Origin of the sequence: Nocardia carnea (assembly GCF_029868855.1) — a bacterium.
Lineage (GTDB): Bacteria > Actinomycetota > Actinomycetes > Mycobacteriales > Mycobacteriaceae > Nocardia > Nocardia carnea_A.
Window position 1 is genome coordinate 1 of sequence record NZ_JARWOV010000045.1, and the last position, 13,682, is coordinate 13,682.

At 67.5% G+C, this 13,682-nt stretch carries 18 protein-coding genes; 8 read left to right on the plus strand and 10 right to left on the minus strand.

Features of this window, described 5'->3' with window-relative positions:
* Positions 1–216 precede the first annotated feature (216 nt).
* Genes nhaA through QH195_RS03845 form a run of 3 tightly spaced genes read left to right on the plus strand, consistent with a single transcriptional unit; the run spans position 217 to position 3,005 of the window.
* Positions 217–1,428 (plus strand): Na+/H+ antiporter NhaA, encoded by a 1,212-nt coding sequence (gene nhaA, locus QH195_RS03835; RefSeq protein WP_280434337.1) that lies wholly within the window; start codon positions 217–219, stop codon positions 1,426–1,428.
* A 37-nt stretch (positions 1,429–1,465) separates the two neighbouring features.
* Complete coding sequence (locus QH195_RS03840) at positions 1,466–1,963, plus strand: phage holin family protein (protein ID WP_280420722.1); 498 nt, start codon at positions 1,466–1,468, stop codon at positions 1,961–1,963.
* A gap of 49 nt (positions 1,964–2,012) precedes the next feature.
* Positions 2,013–3,005 carry an alpha/beta fold hydrolase gene (locus QH195_RS03845; RefSeq protein WP_280434331.1) on the plus strand — a complete coding sequence of 331 codons (993 nt, stop codon included), beginning with the start codon at positions 2,013–2,015 and terminating at the stop codon, positions 3,003–3,005.
* 336 nt (positions 3,006–3,341) lie between these two features.
* On the opposite strand, the gene QH195_RS03850 is transcribed toward QH195_RS03845, so the two are convergent.
* From QH195_RS03850 to nth, 4 genes are read right to left on the minus strand one after another with little or no spacing between them, the layout of a single operon-like run.
* Positions 3,342–4,535 (minus strand): MarP family serine protease, encoded by a 1,194-nt coding sequence (locus QH195_RS03850; RefSeq protein ID WP_280420724.1) that lies wholly within the window; start codon positions 4,533–4,535, stop codon positions 3,342–3,344.
* The gene (locus tag QH195_RS03855; protein WP_280420725.1) at positions 4,532–5,236 is read right to left on the minus strand and encodes an NUDIX hydrolase; all 705 of its coding nucleotides are present in this window, start codon (positions 5,234–5,236) and stop codon (positions 4,532–4,534) included. The genes QH195_RS03850 and QH195_RS03855 overlap by 4 nt, the downstream gene beginning before the upstream one ends.
* The gene (locus QH195_RS03860) at positions 5,233–5,892 is read right to left on the minus strand and encodes a TlpA disulfide reductase family protein (protein ID WP_280434332.1); all 660 of its coding nucleotides are present in this window, start codon (positions 5,890–5,892) and stop codon (positions 5,233–5,235) included. The genes QH195_RS03855 and QH195_RS03860 overlap by 4 nt, the downstream gene beginning before the upstream one ends.
* Positions 5,889–6,596: an endonuclease III gene (gene nth / locus QH195_RS03865; RefSeq protein ID WP_280420746.1), complete on the minus strand. Its 708-nt coding sequence runs from the start codon at positions 6,594–6,596 to the stop codon at positions 5,889–5,891. The genes QH195_RS03860 and nth overlap by 4 nt, the downstream gene beginning before the upstream one ends.
* Positions 6,597–6,828: 232 nt before the next feature.
* On the opposite strand from nth, the gene QH195_RS03870 reads away from it, so the two are divergent.
* Together QH195_RS03870 and QH195_RS03875 are read left to right on the plus strand one after the other, a co-directional pair.
* Entirely contained in the window at positions 6,829–7,068 is a 240-nt protein-coding gene (locus QH195_RS03870) for a hypothetical protein (RefSeq protein ID WP_081595241.1), read from the plus strand.
* A gap of 154 nt (positions 7,069–7,222) precedes the next feature.
* On the plus strand, positions 7,223–7,897 hold the full coding sequence (locus QH195_RS03875) for a Crp/Fnr family transcriptional regulator (RefSeq protein WP_033243926.1): 675 nt from the start codon (positions 7,223–7,225) through the stop codon (positions 7,895–7,897).
* A 164-nt stretch (positions 7,898–8,061) separates the two neighbouring features.
* Here the strand turns inward: QH195_RS03875 and QH195_RS03880 are convergent, their stop codons facing one another.
* From QH195_RS03880 to QH195_RS03900, 5 genes are all read right to left on the minus strand, one after another.
* Complete coding sequence (locus QH195_RS03880; protein ID WP_280434333.1) at positions 8,062–8,322, minus strand: hypothetical protein; 261 nt, start codon at positions 8,320–8,322, stop codon at positions 8,062–8,064.
* A gap of 46 nt (positions 8,323–8,368) precedes the next feature.
* Positions 8,369–9,163 (minus strand): MBL fold metallo-hydrolase, encoded by a 795-nt coding sequence (locus QH195_RS03885; RefSeq protein WP_280420727.1) that lies wholly within the window; start codon positions 9,161–9,163, stop codon positions 8,369–8,371.
* 173 nt (positions 9,164–9,336) lie between these two features.
* Positions 9,337–9,603, minus strand: a complete 267-nt coding sequence (locus QH195_RS03890) for a hypothetical protein (protein WP_280434334.1) — start codon at positions 9,601–9,603, stop codon at positions 9,337–9,339.
* An 83-nt stretch (positions 9,604–9,686) separates the two neighbouring features.
* Positions 9,687–10,157, minus strand: coding sequence for a RidA family protein (locus QH195_RS03895; protein WP_280420728.1), 471 nt, complete (start codon positions 10,155–10,157; stop codon positions 9,687–9,689).
* Between the two features lie 20 nt (positions 10,158–10,177).
* Entirely contained in the window at positions 10,178–10,342 is a 165-nt protein-coding gene (locus QH195_RS03900; protein WP_157116249.1) for a DUF4177 domain-containing protein, read from the minus strand.
* 167 nt (positions 10,343–10,509) lie between these two features.
* On the opposite strand from QH195_RS03900, the gene QH195_RS03905 reads away from it, so the two are divergent.
* Together QH195_RS03905 and QH195_RS03910 are read left to right on the plus strand one after the other, a co-directional pair.
* The gene (locus QH195_RS03905) at positions 10,510–11,529 is read left to right on the plus strand and encodes an ArsA-related P-loop ATPase (RefSeq protein ID WP_280434338.1); all 1,020 of its coding nucleotides are present in this window, start codon (positions 10,510–10,512) and stop codon (positions 11,527–11,529) included.
* Positions 11,526–12,665, plus strand: a complete 1,140-nt coding sequence (locus QH195_RS03910; protein WP_280434335.1) for an ArsA family ATPase — start codon at positions 11,526–11,528, stop codon at positions 12,663–12,665. The genes QH195_RS03905 and QH195_RS03910 overlap by 4 nt, the downstream gene beginning before the upstream one ends.
* 93 nt (positions 12,666–12,758) lie before the next feature.
* Here QH195_RS03910 and QH195_RS03915 read toward each other — a convergent pair whose 3' ends face one another.
* Positions 12,759–13,082, minus strand: a complete 324-nt coding sequence (locus QH195_RS03915; RefSeq protein WP_033243922.1) for a WhiB family transcriptional regulator — start codon at positions 13,080–13,082, stop codon at positions 12,759–12,761.
* A gap of 418 nt (positions 13,083–13,500) precedes the next feature.
* Here QH195_RS03915 and QH195_RS03920 point away from each other — a divergent pair.
* The coding region (locus tag QH195_RS03920; RefSeq protein ID WP_432278826.1) for a hypothetical protein at positions 13,501–13,682 on the plus strand (182 nt) is incomplete at its 3' end.

A 13,682-nucleotide genomic window follows, 5' to 3' on the forward strand; every position in this document is an offset into this window, starting at 1 on the left:
CCGGTCCGAACCGTCGTACGGGGCACGCCGCGGGTACCGCACTGGATCGTCCCCGCACACCCGCCGGGAGATGCGCGGGAGGTGTGAGGTAACCGACCGTTAAGATTGCATACGGTGTGCCGGGAAGTCTGGTCGGCGAGATGGTCGTGCGCTCGCCGGGAATCGCCCGGGCGGGCGGACGCAGTACATGTCCGTTCGACCGAAAGGTTCCCCGTGCTGAGTAGCCCCCGGTCGGAACTCGCCAGATACCTGCGCACCGAAACCGTGGGCGGTTCACTGCTCCTGGTCGCCGCCGCGGTGGCATTGCTCTGGGTGAACTCACCGTGGGGTGCGAGCTATCTGACCCTCACCGAAACCCATCTGGCGATCCCGCCCCTGCACCTCGACCTGACCCTCGCGGACTGGGTCAAGGACGGGCTGCTGGCCGTCTTCTTCTTCGTCGCCGGACTCGAGCTCAAACGCGAACTCGTCGTCGGTGAACTGGCCGACCCCAAACGGGCCGCGTTGCCGATCATCGCGGCCGCCGGTGGTGTGGTCACCCCCGCGCTGATCGCCTACGGCATCGGTTTCGGTGTCGAGGGTATGGACCGCGGCTGGGCCATCCCGGTCGCCACCGATATCGCCTTCGCGCTCGCGGTGCTGGCGATGACCGGCTCCCGGATCCCGGCCAGCGCCCGGGTCTTCCTGCTCAGCCTCGCCGTGGTGGACGATCTGATGGCGATCGTGCTCATCGCGGTGCTGTTCACCACCGGGCTGGCGCTCACCTGGCTGCTGGTGGCGCTCGCCTGCTGCGCCGCCTGGTGGTTTGCCCAGCACCGGCGCTGGAATTCGCCGCTGATCTACATCCCCCTCGCGCTGGTGTGCTGGTACGCGCTGCACGAGGCGCATATTCATCCAACGCTCGCGGGAGTCGCGTGCGGTCTGCTGACCCGGGTCCGCACCGACCCAGGCGAATACGAAGCACCTGCCACTCGGTGGGAACACAGAATCCAGCCGATTTCGGCCGGTTTGTGTGTACCGCTGTTCGCCCTGTTCGCCTCGGGCGTGCCGATCAACGGCGAAGTGCTGGGCGACCTCTTCACCGAGCGGCTGTCCCTGGCGATCATTCTCGGTCTGCTGCTGGGTAAGACCATCGGCATCTTCGGGATCAGCTGGCTCGCCATCCGCACCGGCGTCGCCAAACGTCCCGCGCATCTGGGTTATCGCGATATGTTCGCCCTGTCGGTGCTGGGCGCGATCGGGTTCACCGTTAGCCTGCTCGTGGCGGAACTGGCATTGGAGGACCATCCCGCGTCCGCCGAATTGGCCAAAGCCGCGGTGCTGGTGACCTCCATGGCCGCGTCGCTGATCGGTTCGGCGCTACTGTTGCGGCGTGGGCGTGTCCACCAAGCGCGACGTGACGCGGATGCGCTAGAACCAGAACAGTAAGACCGAGCAGGATCGGGACAGGGAGAGGGTCGACCACGTGAGTGTCACACAGGGCGGTAACGGCGAGGGCGCACGAGGCGGCACGGTCACCTCGATTCCGCTGTCCGAGATCGACCCGCACGCCTCGGCCAGTTTCGGCAGTCTGGTCCGCGACGCCTCCGAACAGGTCTCGACCCTGGTCCGCGCCGAGGTGGCGCTGGCAAAGGCGGAGGTCACCGGTGAGATCAAGAAGGGGCTGCAGGGCAGCGTCTTCTTCATCGGCGCGCTGACCGTGCTGCTGTTCAGCAGTTTCTTCTTCTTCTTCGCGGTCGCCGAAACGCTGGATATCTGGCTCACCCGCTGGGCCGCGTTCTGGATCGTCTTCGCCTTCATGATCTTGGTCACCGCGCTGCTCGCGTTCCTGGGCTACCGGAAGGTCAAGAAACTGCGGGCACCGGAGAAGACGATCGATTCCCTCAAACAGACCCGCACAGTCCTGCCCTCCGGGCTCGGCAGCCACGACAACCCCTCCGCGCTGGAGAAGACCACGCGCTGAGCCGGGTCAGACACCGGAGGCGACCGGGCGTTCACTACGCTCGGACGCCGTGGCGTCGAACTTTCCCCCGGACCCGTCGAGCGTGCGCTACGACGGTGTCTGGACGCATCGTGATGTGCACGCCAACGGGATACGGCTGCACGTAGCTTCCGCCGGCCCCGGCGAAAACCGCGCCGCCGGGCCCGATGCCCCAGCGGCGCAACTGGTGGTGCTGCTGCATGGGTTCGCCGACTTCTGGTGGACCTGGCGGCATCAGCTCACCGCCCTGGCCGAACTCGGCTACCACGCCGTCGCGGTCGACCTGCGCGGCTACGGCGACAGCGACAAACCCCCACGCGGTTACGACGGCTGGACCCTGGCCGGTGATATCGCCGGGCTCATCCGCGCACTCGGCTACAGCGACGCGACCCTGGTCGGACATGCCGACGGGGGTCTGGTGTGCTGGGCGACCGCGGTTCTGCATCCGCGCCTGGTGCGCGGAATCGCCGTGGTGTCCTCACCGCACCCAGCGGCACTCAAGAGCTCGATATGGCGCGACAACGCGCAGCGCCGCGCCTTCCTACCGGGTTTCCTGCGCGCTCAGCTGCCCCGTTATCCCGAACATCTGCTCACCAGAGAAGACGGCCGCGGCGCCGCCGAGCTGCTGACGGCGCGTTGTTCACCCAGCTGGTCCGATACCGCGGAATGCGCCGATACCGCGGCCCGGATGGCTTCGGCGATCCGGATTCCCGGCTCAGCTCATTGCGCGCTGGAATACCAACGGTGGGCGTTCCGCAGCCAATGGCGTCCCGACGGACGCCGGTTCATCGCAGTGATGCGCAAACCCGTCGACATACCGGTGGTCTCGATACGCGGCGAATTCGACCGCTACATCCTCCCGCATACGGTGCACCGCGCCCCACACCTCTCGCCGCGACGGCGGGTGGTGACCGTCCGCGACGCCGCGCATTTCGCGCACCAGGAGAACCCGGACGCGGTCACCGCCGAGATCGCGAAACTCCTCGCCGGCGAGGGCCCGCGAAGACGCGACAGCTCCACCTGACCGATTTGTCGATACCGCACGCGAGCTCCTCACGGCCTGCTCGCGGATGAGACCACGGGCTGCCGGCGGGTCGGCTTCGCGCACGAGGCCGCGGCAGTCGGCCCGCACGACGGTGCAGACCCTGACACCTGTAGGTGCGTGAAGGCCCGGGGACCGTCTGCGGGCCGCACAGCACGACGGCGCCGTCCTGTCTCCACCGAACAGCCAGGGCTCGCCCCAGCGGCGGAAACGATGGCGGGCACGGACAAACCTGTCGACGCGTACCGCTGTAACCGGCGGCGGGCGTGCCGGCTTCGGACACAGCCGAGACAACCCGCGCGTGCGCTACCGCCCGGCTCAGCTCAGCACGCAGGGGCCCGTGGCGACCGGCGCGGTCGACGAGGGTGCCGCGGTGATCCGTTCACGGACCTCGTTCAGCGTCAGCACATATCCGGTGTCGTCGTCGGTGACGGCGGCGCCGAACACCACCCCCAGCACATTGCCCTCGGTATCGACCAGCGGACCACCCGAGTTACCCGCCCGCACCTGACCGCGCACGGTGTACACCTCGCGTTCGACGGTCCCGTCGCGGTAGATGGTGGGACCGCTGAGGTCCAGGGTTTCGCGGACCCGGGCGGCGCTCGCGGTGTAGCGGCCACCGCCCGGATAACCGAGCACGATCGCGCTTTCGCCCGAACCCGCGGCTTCCGGCGCCTGCGGTATCACCGGCGCGGTGAGTCCGGGCACCGACAGCACCGCGATATCCATGGACGGATCGAATTCCACCACTGTCGCTTCCAACGGACCCGCGGCCGAATCCACCGTCACACTGGTGGTTCCGGCCACCACGTGCGCGTTGGTCATCACCCGTTCCGGCGCCACCACGAACCCCGAACCCTCCAGCGCGCGCTGGCAACTCGGCGCGACACCGCGGATGCGCAGCACACTCTGCTGCAGCGATTCGGCCACGGGACTGGCCAGCACACTCGGGTCCGGAGGTTCCACCGCCGCGATGGGCGCACGGCCGAACGGCCCGATCACATCCGGCAGGCCCGAAGTGTTCAGCAGTTTCGAGAACTCGTTGGGCAGTTTGCGCAACCAGTCCGGTGCCACCCGGTTTACATCGGCGAGTACCCGCGAGCTGTTGATCGCCGAGGCGATGGCCGGCTGCGAGGAGGTGGCCAGCGGGAGCGCCAGCAGCCACGCCGTGACCAGTACCGCACCGGCCATGAGCACCGCGCCGACCGTGCTGTCGGCGCCGCGCGCGAACGGATGCCGCATACCGCTGCGTGCCGCTCGGCCGAGCACCATCCCGGCGATCTCACCGACGATCACCAGCAGCACGATGAGCAGCACACCGGCCAATACCCGGCTGCGGCCTTCGTCGATGTGCACGAGAATATGCGGGGCGATGAGGATTCCGGCCACAGCGCCCAGCACCACCCCGAGGAAGGCCAGCGCGGAACCCACGGCGCCCTGCCGCCACCCGGACGACGCAGCCGCCAGCGCCAGGATCACCACCGCGATATCGAGCCACGCCGAAGAGCTCACAACACCATCCCCACCGCGGCCAGCGCCTGCTCCAGATCACGCACGTCGGTTCGGTCCCATTCCGATTCCCAGCCCAGTGAAGTCATGAGTCCGGCCAGTATGCCGCCGGTGAGCCCCCAGACCAACATTCCGTCCACCTGGAATGCCGGACTCCGGTACCCGAGCGCGCTGCGCACCAGGAAACGGTTCGCCGGATCCAGCAGGTCCGCCATCGGCACGCGGACCACCCGATCGGTTTCCCCGCGGTCCATGACACGCACCTCACTCGGTGTGCGCCAATACGCGACAACCGGGGTCACATCGAAGCGTGAGGGCGGTACGAACAGCTCGGGCAGGGTAGTGACGGGCACGACACCCGCGCGGTCGAGCCCGGTCTCCTCCCATGCCTCGCGCAGCGCGGTATCGATCGGCCCCTCGTCGCCGGGATCTACCGCACCCCCGGGGAAAGCGACCTGGCCGCGGTGCTGGCGCATCGTGGAGGCTCGCTGGGTGAGCAGAACCTCGGCGTCGGCGGGCAGTTCACCCGGCGCGTCCGGGTCACCGGCGGGATCGCCCGCGAACAGAACCAGTACGGCAGCCTTGCGGACCTGGCCGGCCATGGTGCGGCGCAATACCCGCGTCCGCCCCAGAGTGTCGGAGAAATCGGGCTGCCCGGGACCGGCCGCCCTACTCAGCCAGGGCGGCAGATGTTCTTCGGTCATGCGGTAACTCCCAGGGCACCGGCCACGGTATCGGCTATATCGGTGACATCGCGGAACGGGCGGGCGACGTATTCGGCAATCGAACCATCCGGCCGGATCAGCACCGTGATCGGTAGTGCGTTCGGGGCGTTCGCCGCCGCCCGCACCCGAGCGCCGGGGTCCTGCACGCCGGGCAGCCGCAGTTCCGGCCGGTTCCGGTCTCGAAGGTCTTTGTTGAGCGCGGCAAGCAGCGACAGTGCTTTCGCCTCGTCCGGATCGCTGTGCACGGTCAGCACGCGCACCGCCGGTCCCGCCCGGTCTGCGTATTCCTGGAACAGCGGCAGTTCCGTCCGGCAGGGCTCACACCAGTAGGCCCACAGATTCAGCACCATCGGCACGCCGGTCATCCGGCCGGGCGTCGCCGGCGAGCCGTCGGCCAGGCAGGTCAGGATGATATCCACCAGCAGTCCCGCCGCTGCCGGCGAGGAATCGGAGCCGGGGGGACAGGCCGCGGCGCCCGACGCCTGCCGCAGCGCGGGATCGACCTCCTGGGCAGGCTCCGGGGTCGTTCCGGTGCCACCGGAATCCGAACCGCCGCGCGGCCACAACGCCACTGCCGCCGCCAATGCCACGATCACCGCCGTCAATGCCCATTTCCACAAAACCGGTCGGCTCAACGGCCCACCAGTTCGAGCAGATGCGCGGCCTCCGGACCCTTCACCAGTGCGGCGGCGGTATCCGGGTCGGTCGGGCCGGCGCCGAACGACGGACAATCCTTGGCCAGGACACAGACTCCGCACGCGGGTTTGCGGGCATGACAGACACGGCGCCCATGGAAGATCACCCGATGGGACAGCAGTGTCCACTCCTTGCGTTCGATGAGCGCACCCACGGCGTGCTCGACCTTGACCGGGTCCTCCTCGGTGGTCCAGCCCCAGCGGCGCACCAGACGCCCGAAATGGGTGTCGACCGTGATACCCGGAATTTCGAACGCGTTACCGAGAATGACATTGGCAGTCTTGCGGCCGATCCCGGGCAACCGGACCAGCTCCGCCATCGTGTGAGGTAATTCACCGTCGTGCCGTTCGAGCAGTGCCTGCCCGAGACCGATCAGCGAATTGGCCTTGTTGCGGTAGAAACCCGTCGGCCGGATGAGTTCCTCCAGCTCCGTACGGTTTGCCTCGGCATAGGCGCGCGCGTCCGGATAGGCGGCGAAAAGCGCCGGAGTGGTCATATTCACTCGGACATCCGTGCACTGCGCGGACAGGATCGTGGCAACCGCCAATTCCAGTGGATTGCCGAAATCCAATTCGCAGTGCGCATCCGGAAATGCCCGCGCCAGCATCCGGTTCATGCGGCGTGCCCGGCGCACGAGACCCAATCGGGTTTCGGCCGGTCGGGTACCGGTTTTCCGATTTCGTACCCCATCGGAAACCGAGCGCGCCGCACCCGCCGCGGCTGTTCCGGAAAGGGGGCTTCCGGCGGTATCGGATGGGGAGATTCGCACCCGTCCACCATACGGAACCCTCCGACAACGTTGCCCTGCCAGTTCTGGTCCCGTATTCCATCTGAGACCTCGACCGTGTTTACTACCCGGCATGCAAGGACTCGCTGTGGCGCTCTTCCCAGTGGTGTTGATGCTGTTCGCCCTCGGTATGGAACGAGTGGAGAACCGTCTTCGCAAACTTGTCGAGCCCGACGAGGAGGTCCAGGCCTACCTGGACAAAGCCAGCAACGCCGAGGTCAACGAGCTCACCAAACTCGGCCTACCGGCGGCGGTGGCGCGTATGCGCCGACGCCGCAACCGCAGCGAGGAGGCCGAGGAACCCCTCGATATCGCCCGGGCGAGCTGATTCGGCACGCCCGCTACCGTGGACCGGACAGCTGCCGGTTAACCTTCCTTACGTGGTGTCTGTCACTGCGCGTCGATAAGGCCGCGTAGACTGCACTGTCGGCCGAACCGCTTCGGTCCGACGACTACAGCCATTCCCGATAAGGAGCACATTCGTGGACGAGGCCCTCGCCAGAGCCGGCATCTTCCAAGGCGTTGAGCCCACCGCGGTGGCTGCGCTCGCCAAACAGCTGCAGCCCGTGGATTTCCCCCGCGGCCACGTCATCTTCAATGAAGGTGAACCAGGTGATCGGCTGTACATCATCACCGCCGGCAAAGTGAAGCTCGGCCGCCGCTCCCCGGACGGCCGGGAGAATCTGCTGACCATCATGGGCCCGTCGGATATGTTCGGCGAACTGTCCATCTTCGATCCGGGTCCGCGCACCTCCACCGCCACCACGGTGACCGAGGTCCGCGCAGTCACCATGGACCGGGACGCGCTCAAGTCCTGGATCGATCAGCGCCCGGAGATCGCCGAACAGCTGCTGCGAGTGCTGGCCCGCCGCCTGCGCCGCACCAACAACAACCTCGCGGACCTGATCTTCACCGACGTCCCTGGCCGGGTCGCCAAGGCGCTGTTGCAGCTCGCCCAGCGCTTCGGCACCCAGGAAGCCGGCGCGCTACGGGTCACCCACGATCTGACCCAGGAGGAGATCGCTCAGCTGGTGGGCGCTTCCCGGGAAACGGTCAACAAGGCGCTCGCCGATTTCGCGCATCGCGGCTGGCTGCGTCTCGAGGGCAAAAGCGTGCTGATCTCCGATTCCGAGCGGCTGGCCCGCCGAGCGCGCTGAGTCACCGGGGCCCGTGGTCCGCTGTGGCTCGGCCACAGGGGACAGTCGACTGTGTCGTTCGTAGGTATCCGGCTGCGCACTGGAGTACCGGATTCCCGCACCGGACCGCAGCGGCGCGAGTTATCCGCGACAGGACACAGGGCTGGTGCGGGCTCGTGCGCCGGTCACATGTGCGACGCCGATTCGACCGTCGCAGCGGCACCATCGCCGTAAACGGCTGTTCCGCCTCCGGAGATCTCGTCACCGGGATTCTTCGACCATTCTGCGCGGGCGCATCCCTCCCGGGCGAAATCGATGAACGGGCAGGCAACGGCGGGATATTGCTGGTTGCAGACCGAGCGCAGCACCCAGCGCGCCCCGCCGATGCGGGGCCGGCAGGACCGGCCCCGCAATCCGCGTATCCGCTCCGGATCAGTGCTTCCCACGCCGAATCCGGGCTCGGCCGAGACCGGGTCGAGCGGGACAACGCGCTCAGGCGTCGGCTTCGGACCGTAGGTAAGTGAGCTGGGATTCGACCGAACTGCGGGCCGCCGGCCACAGGCTTTCGTCCACGTCCGCGTACACCTTGCGGACCACGTCCATGGCGTCGGCGTCCGGGCCGAGTTCACCGACCGCGGCGCGGACCTGCGCGAGCCGCTCGTGCCGGTGCGAGATGTAGTACCGCGCGATCGGCTCCAGATCCGGATGGTCCGGCCCGTGCGCGGGTAGCAGGGCGCGTCCCGCACCCTCGTCCAGCAATCGGTCCATCGAGCGCAGGTAGTCGCGTAGGGTGCCGTCGCGATCCAGCACGGTGGTGCCGCGCCCCAGGACGGTATCGCCGGTCAGCACCGCGTCCGCGAGCAGGAAGCTCACCGAGTCGGCAGTATGCCCGGGAGTGTGCAGCACGGTGATTCGCAGACCCGCGGTTTCGATGACCTCGCCGTCGGTCAGCGGCACGACGTCGCCGCGCAGGAATTCCGGTTCCATGGCACGCACCGGCGAGCCGGTCAACCGGACCAGTTCGTCGATTCCGCCGGTGTGGTCCGGATGGCGGTGGGTGATCAGCGTGAGTGCCACCGCGCCACCGGTCGCTTCGGCTATCGCGGCGATATGCTCCGGATCGTCCGGGCCCGGGTCGACCACCACACAGTGGGTTTGCCCGGGGGCCCGCAGGATCCAGGTGTTGGTTCCGTCCAGGGTCATCGGCCCCGGGTTGTCGGCAAGCAGTACCGCCGCCGACGGCGTGACGGCACGCAATTGCCCGTAGGCGGGATGGGTGAGTGTCATCGGCGACACCTCCGATCAGAAAGCTACAGAGTCGAATCTACGGTCCACGGCGCGATAGCGCCGTTGCAGGTCCCGGATCCCGGGACGGTTCGGCGTGCCGGGAAACCCCACAGCAGGCTCCCACAGTCGATAAGCAGGCCGGAGACATCCGGTGGCCGCAATGGTGATCCGCACTACACCGGATCCCGGCCCGGTATTCCCGGCCGGGAATACCGGATGAAGGCGTACGGCCGGGCTGCTCCGCGGTCCGCATCCGGCCGCAGGCCGATCGGGAATACGATCGTTCCGGCAGCCGCTAGTTCTGCTGCCGTGCGCACCAGCCGCGCGTGATCGCCGCCTTCGTAGAAGTCGGTGCGCATTACGGCGCGTCCCGGGCTTACGCCCGGCACCCACCCGCCCGGTGATGTCATCGCCGGGGGCCGCAACTCGGCTACGGCCATCCGCACACTCCGCCCATGGTCACCCTCCGCAAACGCAGGCAGCGCCACGGGCGTCGCGGTAGTCCGAGCGCACGGAGGTAGGCCTATCGGACCTCGGCGATCAGCTCGACCTCCACCGGAGTGTTCTTGGGCAGTTCGAAAACGCCGACCGCCGAACGCGCGTGCGCACCGGCGGGGCCGAACACCTCGCCCAGGAATTCCGAGGCACCGTTGACAACCAGCGGCTGGTCGGTGAATCCGGGTGCGGAGGCCACGAACCCGACGACCTTCACGATCCGCACCACCTCGTCGAGGCCCACCAGATCGTGCACGGCGGCAACTGCGTTGAGCGCGCACCAGCGGGCCGCGAGCACTGCCTCCTCCACCGATACCTCGGCACCGACCTTGCCGACCGCCGTCAGTTCACCCGAGACGAACGGCAACTGCCCGGACGTGTAGACATACGCGCCGCTACGCACGGCCGGCAGGTAGGCGGCGACCGGAGCCACCACCTCGGGCACTTCCAATCCCAGCCGTTCGAGGTTCGCACGCCATTCGGTAGCCGGTCCGCTCACGTTGGATTCCCCCACGGCGCTTACTGCTTCGGGCGCTTCAGATATGCGACATGCTGCTCACCGGTCGGTCCGGGCAGCACGGTCACCAGTTCCCAGCCGTCGGCGCCCCACTGGTCCAGGATCTGTTTGGTCGCATGCGTCAGCAGCGGTACGGTCGCGTACTCCCACGGGGTGATATCGCTCATGCGCACCGAGCGTACTGGGTCGCGGCGGGCGGCCCGGCGCAGGACCGGGTGTCGCCGAACAGGTGTCGGATCCCGGTGTCTGGTACACCACAGCAGGACAATCCGGAGTATGCGGGCATCCGTCCAGTCCGGGTTATAGGCTCGCGACCGTGGCAGAACCAACGACGATGTCGGAATCGGCCCACCCGGACCTGAAAACCGGATGGCCCGAGCGTGCGGCGAACGCCCGGCTGCACTACGTATCCGGTAAAGGCGGCACCGGTAAATCCACGGTCGCCGGGGCGCTGGCGTTGGCGTTGGCCGCGGGCGGACGGCGCGTTCTGCTGGTCGAGGTGGAGAACCGGCAATCGATCGCGCAATTGTTCGATCTGCCGCCGCTGCCACCCACCGAAACGAAGATCGCCACCGCGGACGGCGGCGGCGAGGTGGTGGCACTCGCACTCGATATCGAGCACGCCTTCCTGGAATACCTCGATATGTTCTACAACCTCGGCTTCGCCGGCCGTGCCATGCGCCGGATGGGGGCGATCGATTTCGTCACCACCATCGCACCGGGCCTGCGCGATGTCATCCTGACCGGCAAGATCAAGGAATGCGTGGTCCGCGTCGACAAGCAGGGCTCGCCGGTCTACGACGAAGTCGTGGTCGATGCCCCGCCGACCGGGCGGATCGCCAGCTTCCTGGATGTCACGAAGGCGATGGCCGAACTCGCCAAGGGCGGTCCGATCGCCGGGCAGGCGGAGAGCGTATCCCGGCTGCTGCATTCGGATCAGACGATGATCCACCTGGTCACCCTGCTCGAGGCGTTGCCGGTCCAGGAGACCCTCGACGCCGTGGCCGAGCTGCGGGCGAACGATCTGCGGATCGGCAGTGTCATCGTCAATCGCGCCGCGCAGAGTCCGCTGAGTGTGGAAACCCGCGCGGGCGCGGCCGCCGGTGAACTCGGCACCGAGGCCATCCGCGCCGGTCTGGAGGCCGCCGGGATCACCCTCACGGCCGCCGACTTCGCGGGCCTGCTCACTGAGACGGTCGAGCATTCGGCCACATTGACTGCCCAGGACCAGAGCGCCACGGATCTGCTGGATCTGGATATCGCGCGATTGCAGTTACCCACCCTCGACGAGGGTATGGACCTAGGCGGCCTGTACGAGTTGGCCTCCTACCTGACCGAACAGGGAGTCCGATGAGCACCCGACCGACCGGCCCGGCACCCCTGGACGTCTCCGGCATCCTCGCCGACCCCACCGCCCGGGTCGTGGTGTGTTGCGGTTCCGGCGGCGTCGGCAAAACCACCACGGCGGCGGCGATCGCCTTGCGCGCGGCCGAACAGGGACGCAAGGTCGTGGTTCTCACCATCGATCCGGCGCGGCGGCTGGCCCAGTCGCTGGGGGTCGCGGATCTGGACAACAGTCCGCAGCGGGTGGAGCTGGGCCCCGAGGTCAAGGGCGAACTGCACGCCATGATGTTGAACATGCGCCGCACATTCGACGAAATGGTGCTCGAACACACCACGCCGGAGAAGGCCGAACAGATCTTCGCCAACCCCTTCTATCAAGCGGTGGCCTCGTCGTTCGGCGGCACCCAGGAGTACATGGCGATGGAGAAACTGGGGCAGTTGGCGGGGCACCGGGAATGGGACCTGATCGTCGTGGACACCCCGCCGTCACGGAACGCCCTGGACTTCCTCGACGCGCCGAAACGGCTGGGCACCTTCCTCGAGGGCCGCATGATCCGGGTCATCATGGCACCCGGCCGAGGGGTCGGGCGGTTCGTCACCGGCGCGATGAGCCTGGCGGTTCGCGGGGTATCGACCATTGTGGGCGGTCAGATGCTCAAGGATGCCTCGAACTTCCTGCAATCGTTGGAATCGCTGTTCGGCGGCTTCCAGGAGCGGGCGAACCGTACCTTCGCGATGCTGGCCAAACCCGGTACACATTTCCTGGTCGTCGCCGCCCCGGAGCCCGATGCGCTGCGGGAGGCATCCTTCTTCGTGGATCGGCTGTCCACCGAGAAGATGCCGCTGGCCGGGCTGGTGCTCAACCGGACACATCCGGTGTTGTGCTCGCTACCGGCCGATCATGCCCTGACCGCCGCGGACCGGATCGGCGAATCCGATCCGCTGACCGCCGGCGTACTGCGCGTACACGCCCACCGGGTGGCGACTGCCCGCCGTGAGCAGCACCTGCTGCACCGGTTCACCGGTGCGCATCCGCGGGTACCGATGGTCTCGGTGACCGCGCTGCCGTTCGATGTCACCGATTTGACCGCACTGCGCGCGGTGGGCGCCCAGTTGGCGGGTGTGGATACCGCGGCCGTCGGCTGACTCGGCCACTCGGCCGTATTCCGGCCGATCAATCGGCCGCCGGACATTCGACGATTCGAATGCCCGGCGGCCGGTCGTCCAATAGGAATTCGGCTACATGGCCATCTGGTGCTGGCGCTGGGCGTTGAAGAAATCCGCCCAGGAGGTCACTTCAGGATGCTGTTTGAGCAGCGCCCGTCGCTGCCGCTCGGTCATACCGCCCCACACTCCGAACTCGACCCTGTTGTCCAGTGCGTCCGCCCCGCACTCCATCAGGACCGGGCAGTGCCGGCAGATCGTCGCCGCCTTGCGCTGCGCCGCGCCGCGTACGAACAACTGATCGGGATCGACTTCCTTGCATCGGGCCTGGGAAACCCAGGCGATCCTTGCTTCGGCCTGCTCTACATCCAAGCGAGCGACGGGGGTTGTCATATGCATTTGGTGTGCCCCTTTGCCAGTCCGAACACCGGGTCACGGCGCTCCGGAATCGCGTGTACTCCGCAGCAACCCGAACCCCGCTGCGAAGTGCACCACATTCCACATTGAGTGTTAGCTCTATCACACTGAGCTCTCAATCTAGGTAAAGGTATGCCGCGAGCGCAAGACCGGATGATGACTTTTTGGTACGTCCGTCCCTGCGACCCCCGCCGCGTCGGCCGCCCCCACGCTCGAATACGCACGTCAGGCACCCTCCCGCCAACGCGCCGCAAAATCGGCGAATCCGGATACACAACACCGAATGTCCACACGTCACGGACGCCGGACGGCCACCCTCTACCCTGGTGCTGTGCCGATCACACGTGCGCTCCTCAAGCTGGCGGGCAGCTGTGTACTCGCCTCCGTACTCGTTGCCGGAATGTTGTTCCCGGTCGCCGGAGGTTTCGGATTCGTCTCGAACCGCGCCGCCGACGCTGTCGACAACGTGTCGGCGGAACTGGTCGAGGGAACCGTCCCGGGCGGGGGGGCCCCAGGGGGGGGGGGGCGGGGGCCCCCAGGCGATGTGTGTGGGGCGGGCCCCGGGGGAATTGGCCCCGCGGA

Coding starts and splice junctions, on each gene's coding strand:
- QH195_RS03855 (WP_280420725.1), bottom strand. CDS start 5,236: ATGACCGAAGAACATCTGCCGCCCTGGCTGAGTAGGGCGGCCGGTCCC.
- QH195_RS03885 (WP_280420727.1), bottom strand. CDS start 9,163: ATGACACTCACCCATCCCGCCTACGGGCAATTGCGTGCCGTCACGCCG.
- QH195_RS03890 (WP_280434334.1), bottom strand. CDS start 9,603: ATGGCCGTAGCCGAGTTGCGGCCCCCGGCGATGACATCACCGGGCGGG.
- QH195_RS03900 (WP_157116249.1), bottom strand. CDS start 10,342: ATGAGCGATATCACCCCGTGGGAGTACGCGACCGTACCGCTGCTGACG.
- QH195_RS03905 (WP_280434338.1), top strand. CDS start 10,510: ATGTCGGAATCGGCCCACCCGGACCTGAAAACCGGATGGCCCGAGCGT.
- QH195_RS03910 (WP_280434335.1), top strand. CDS start 11,526: ATGAGCACCCGACCGACCGGCCCGGCACCCCTGGACGTCTCCGGCATC.
- QH195_RS03915 (WP_033243922.1), bottom strand. CDS start 13,082: ATGCATATGACAACCCCCGTCGCTCGCTTGGATGTAGAGCAGGCCGAA.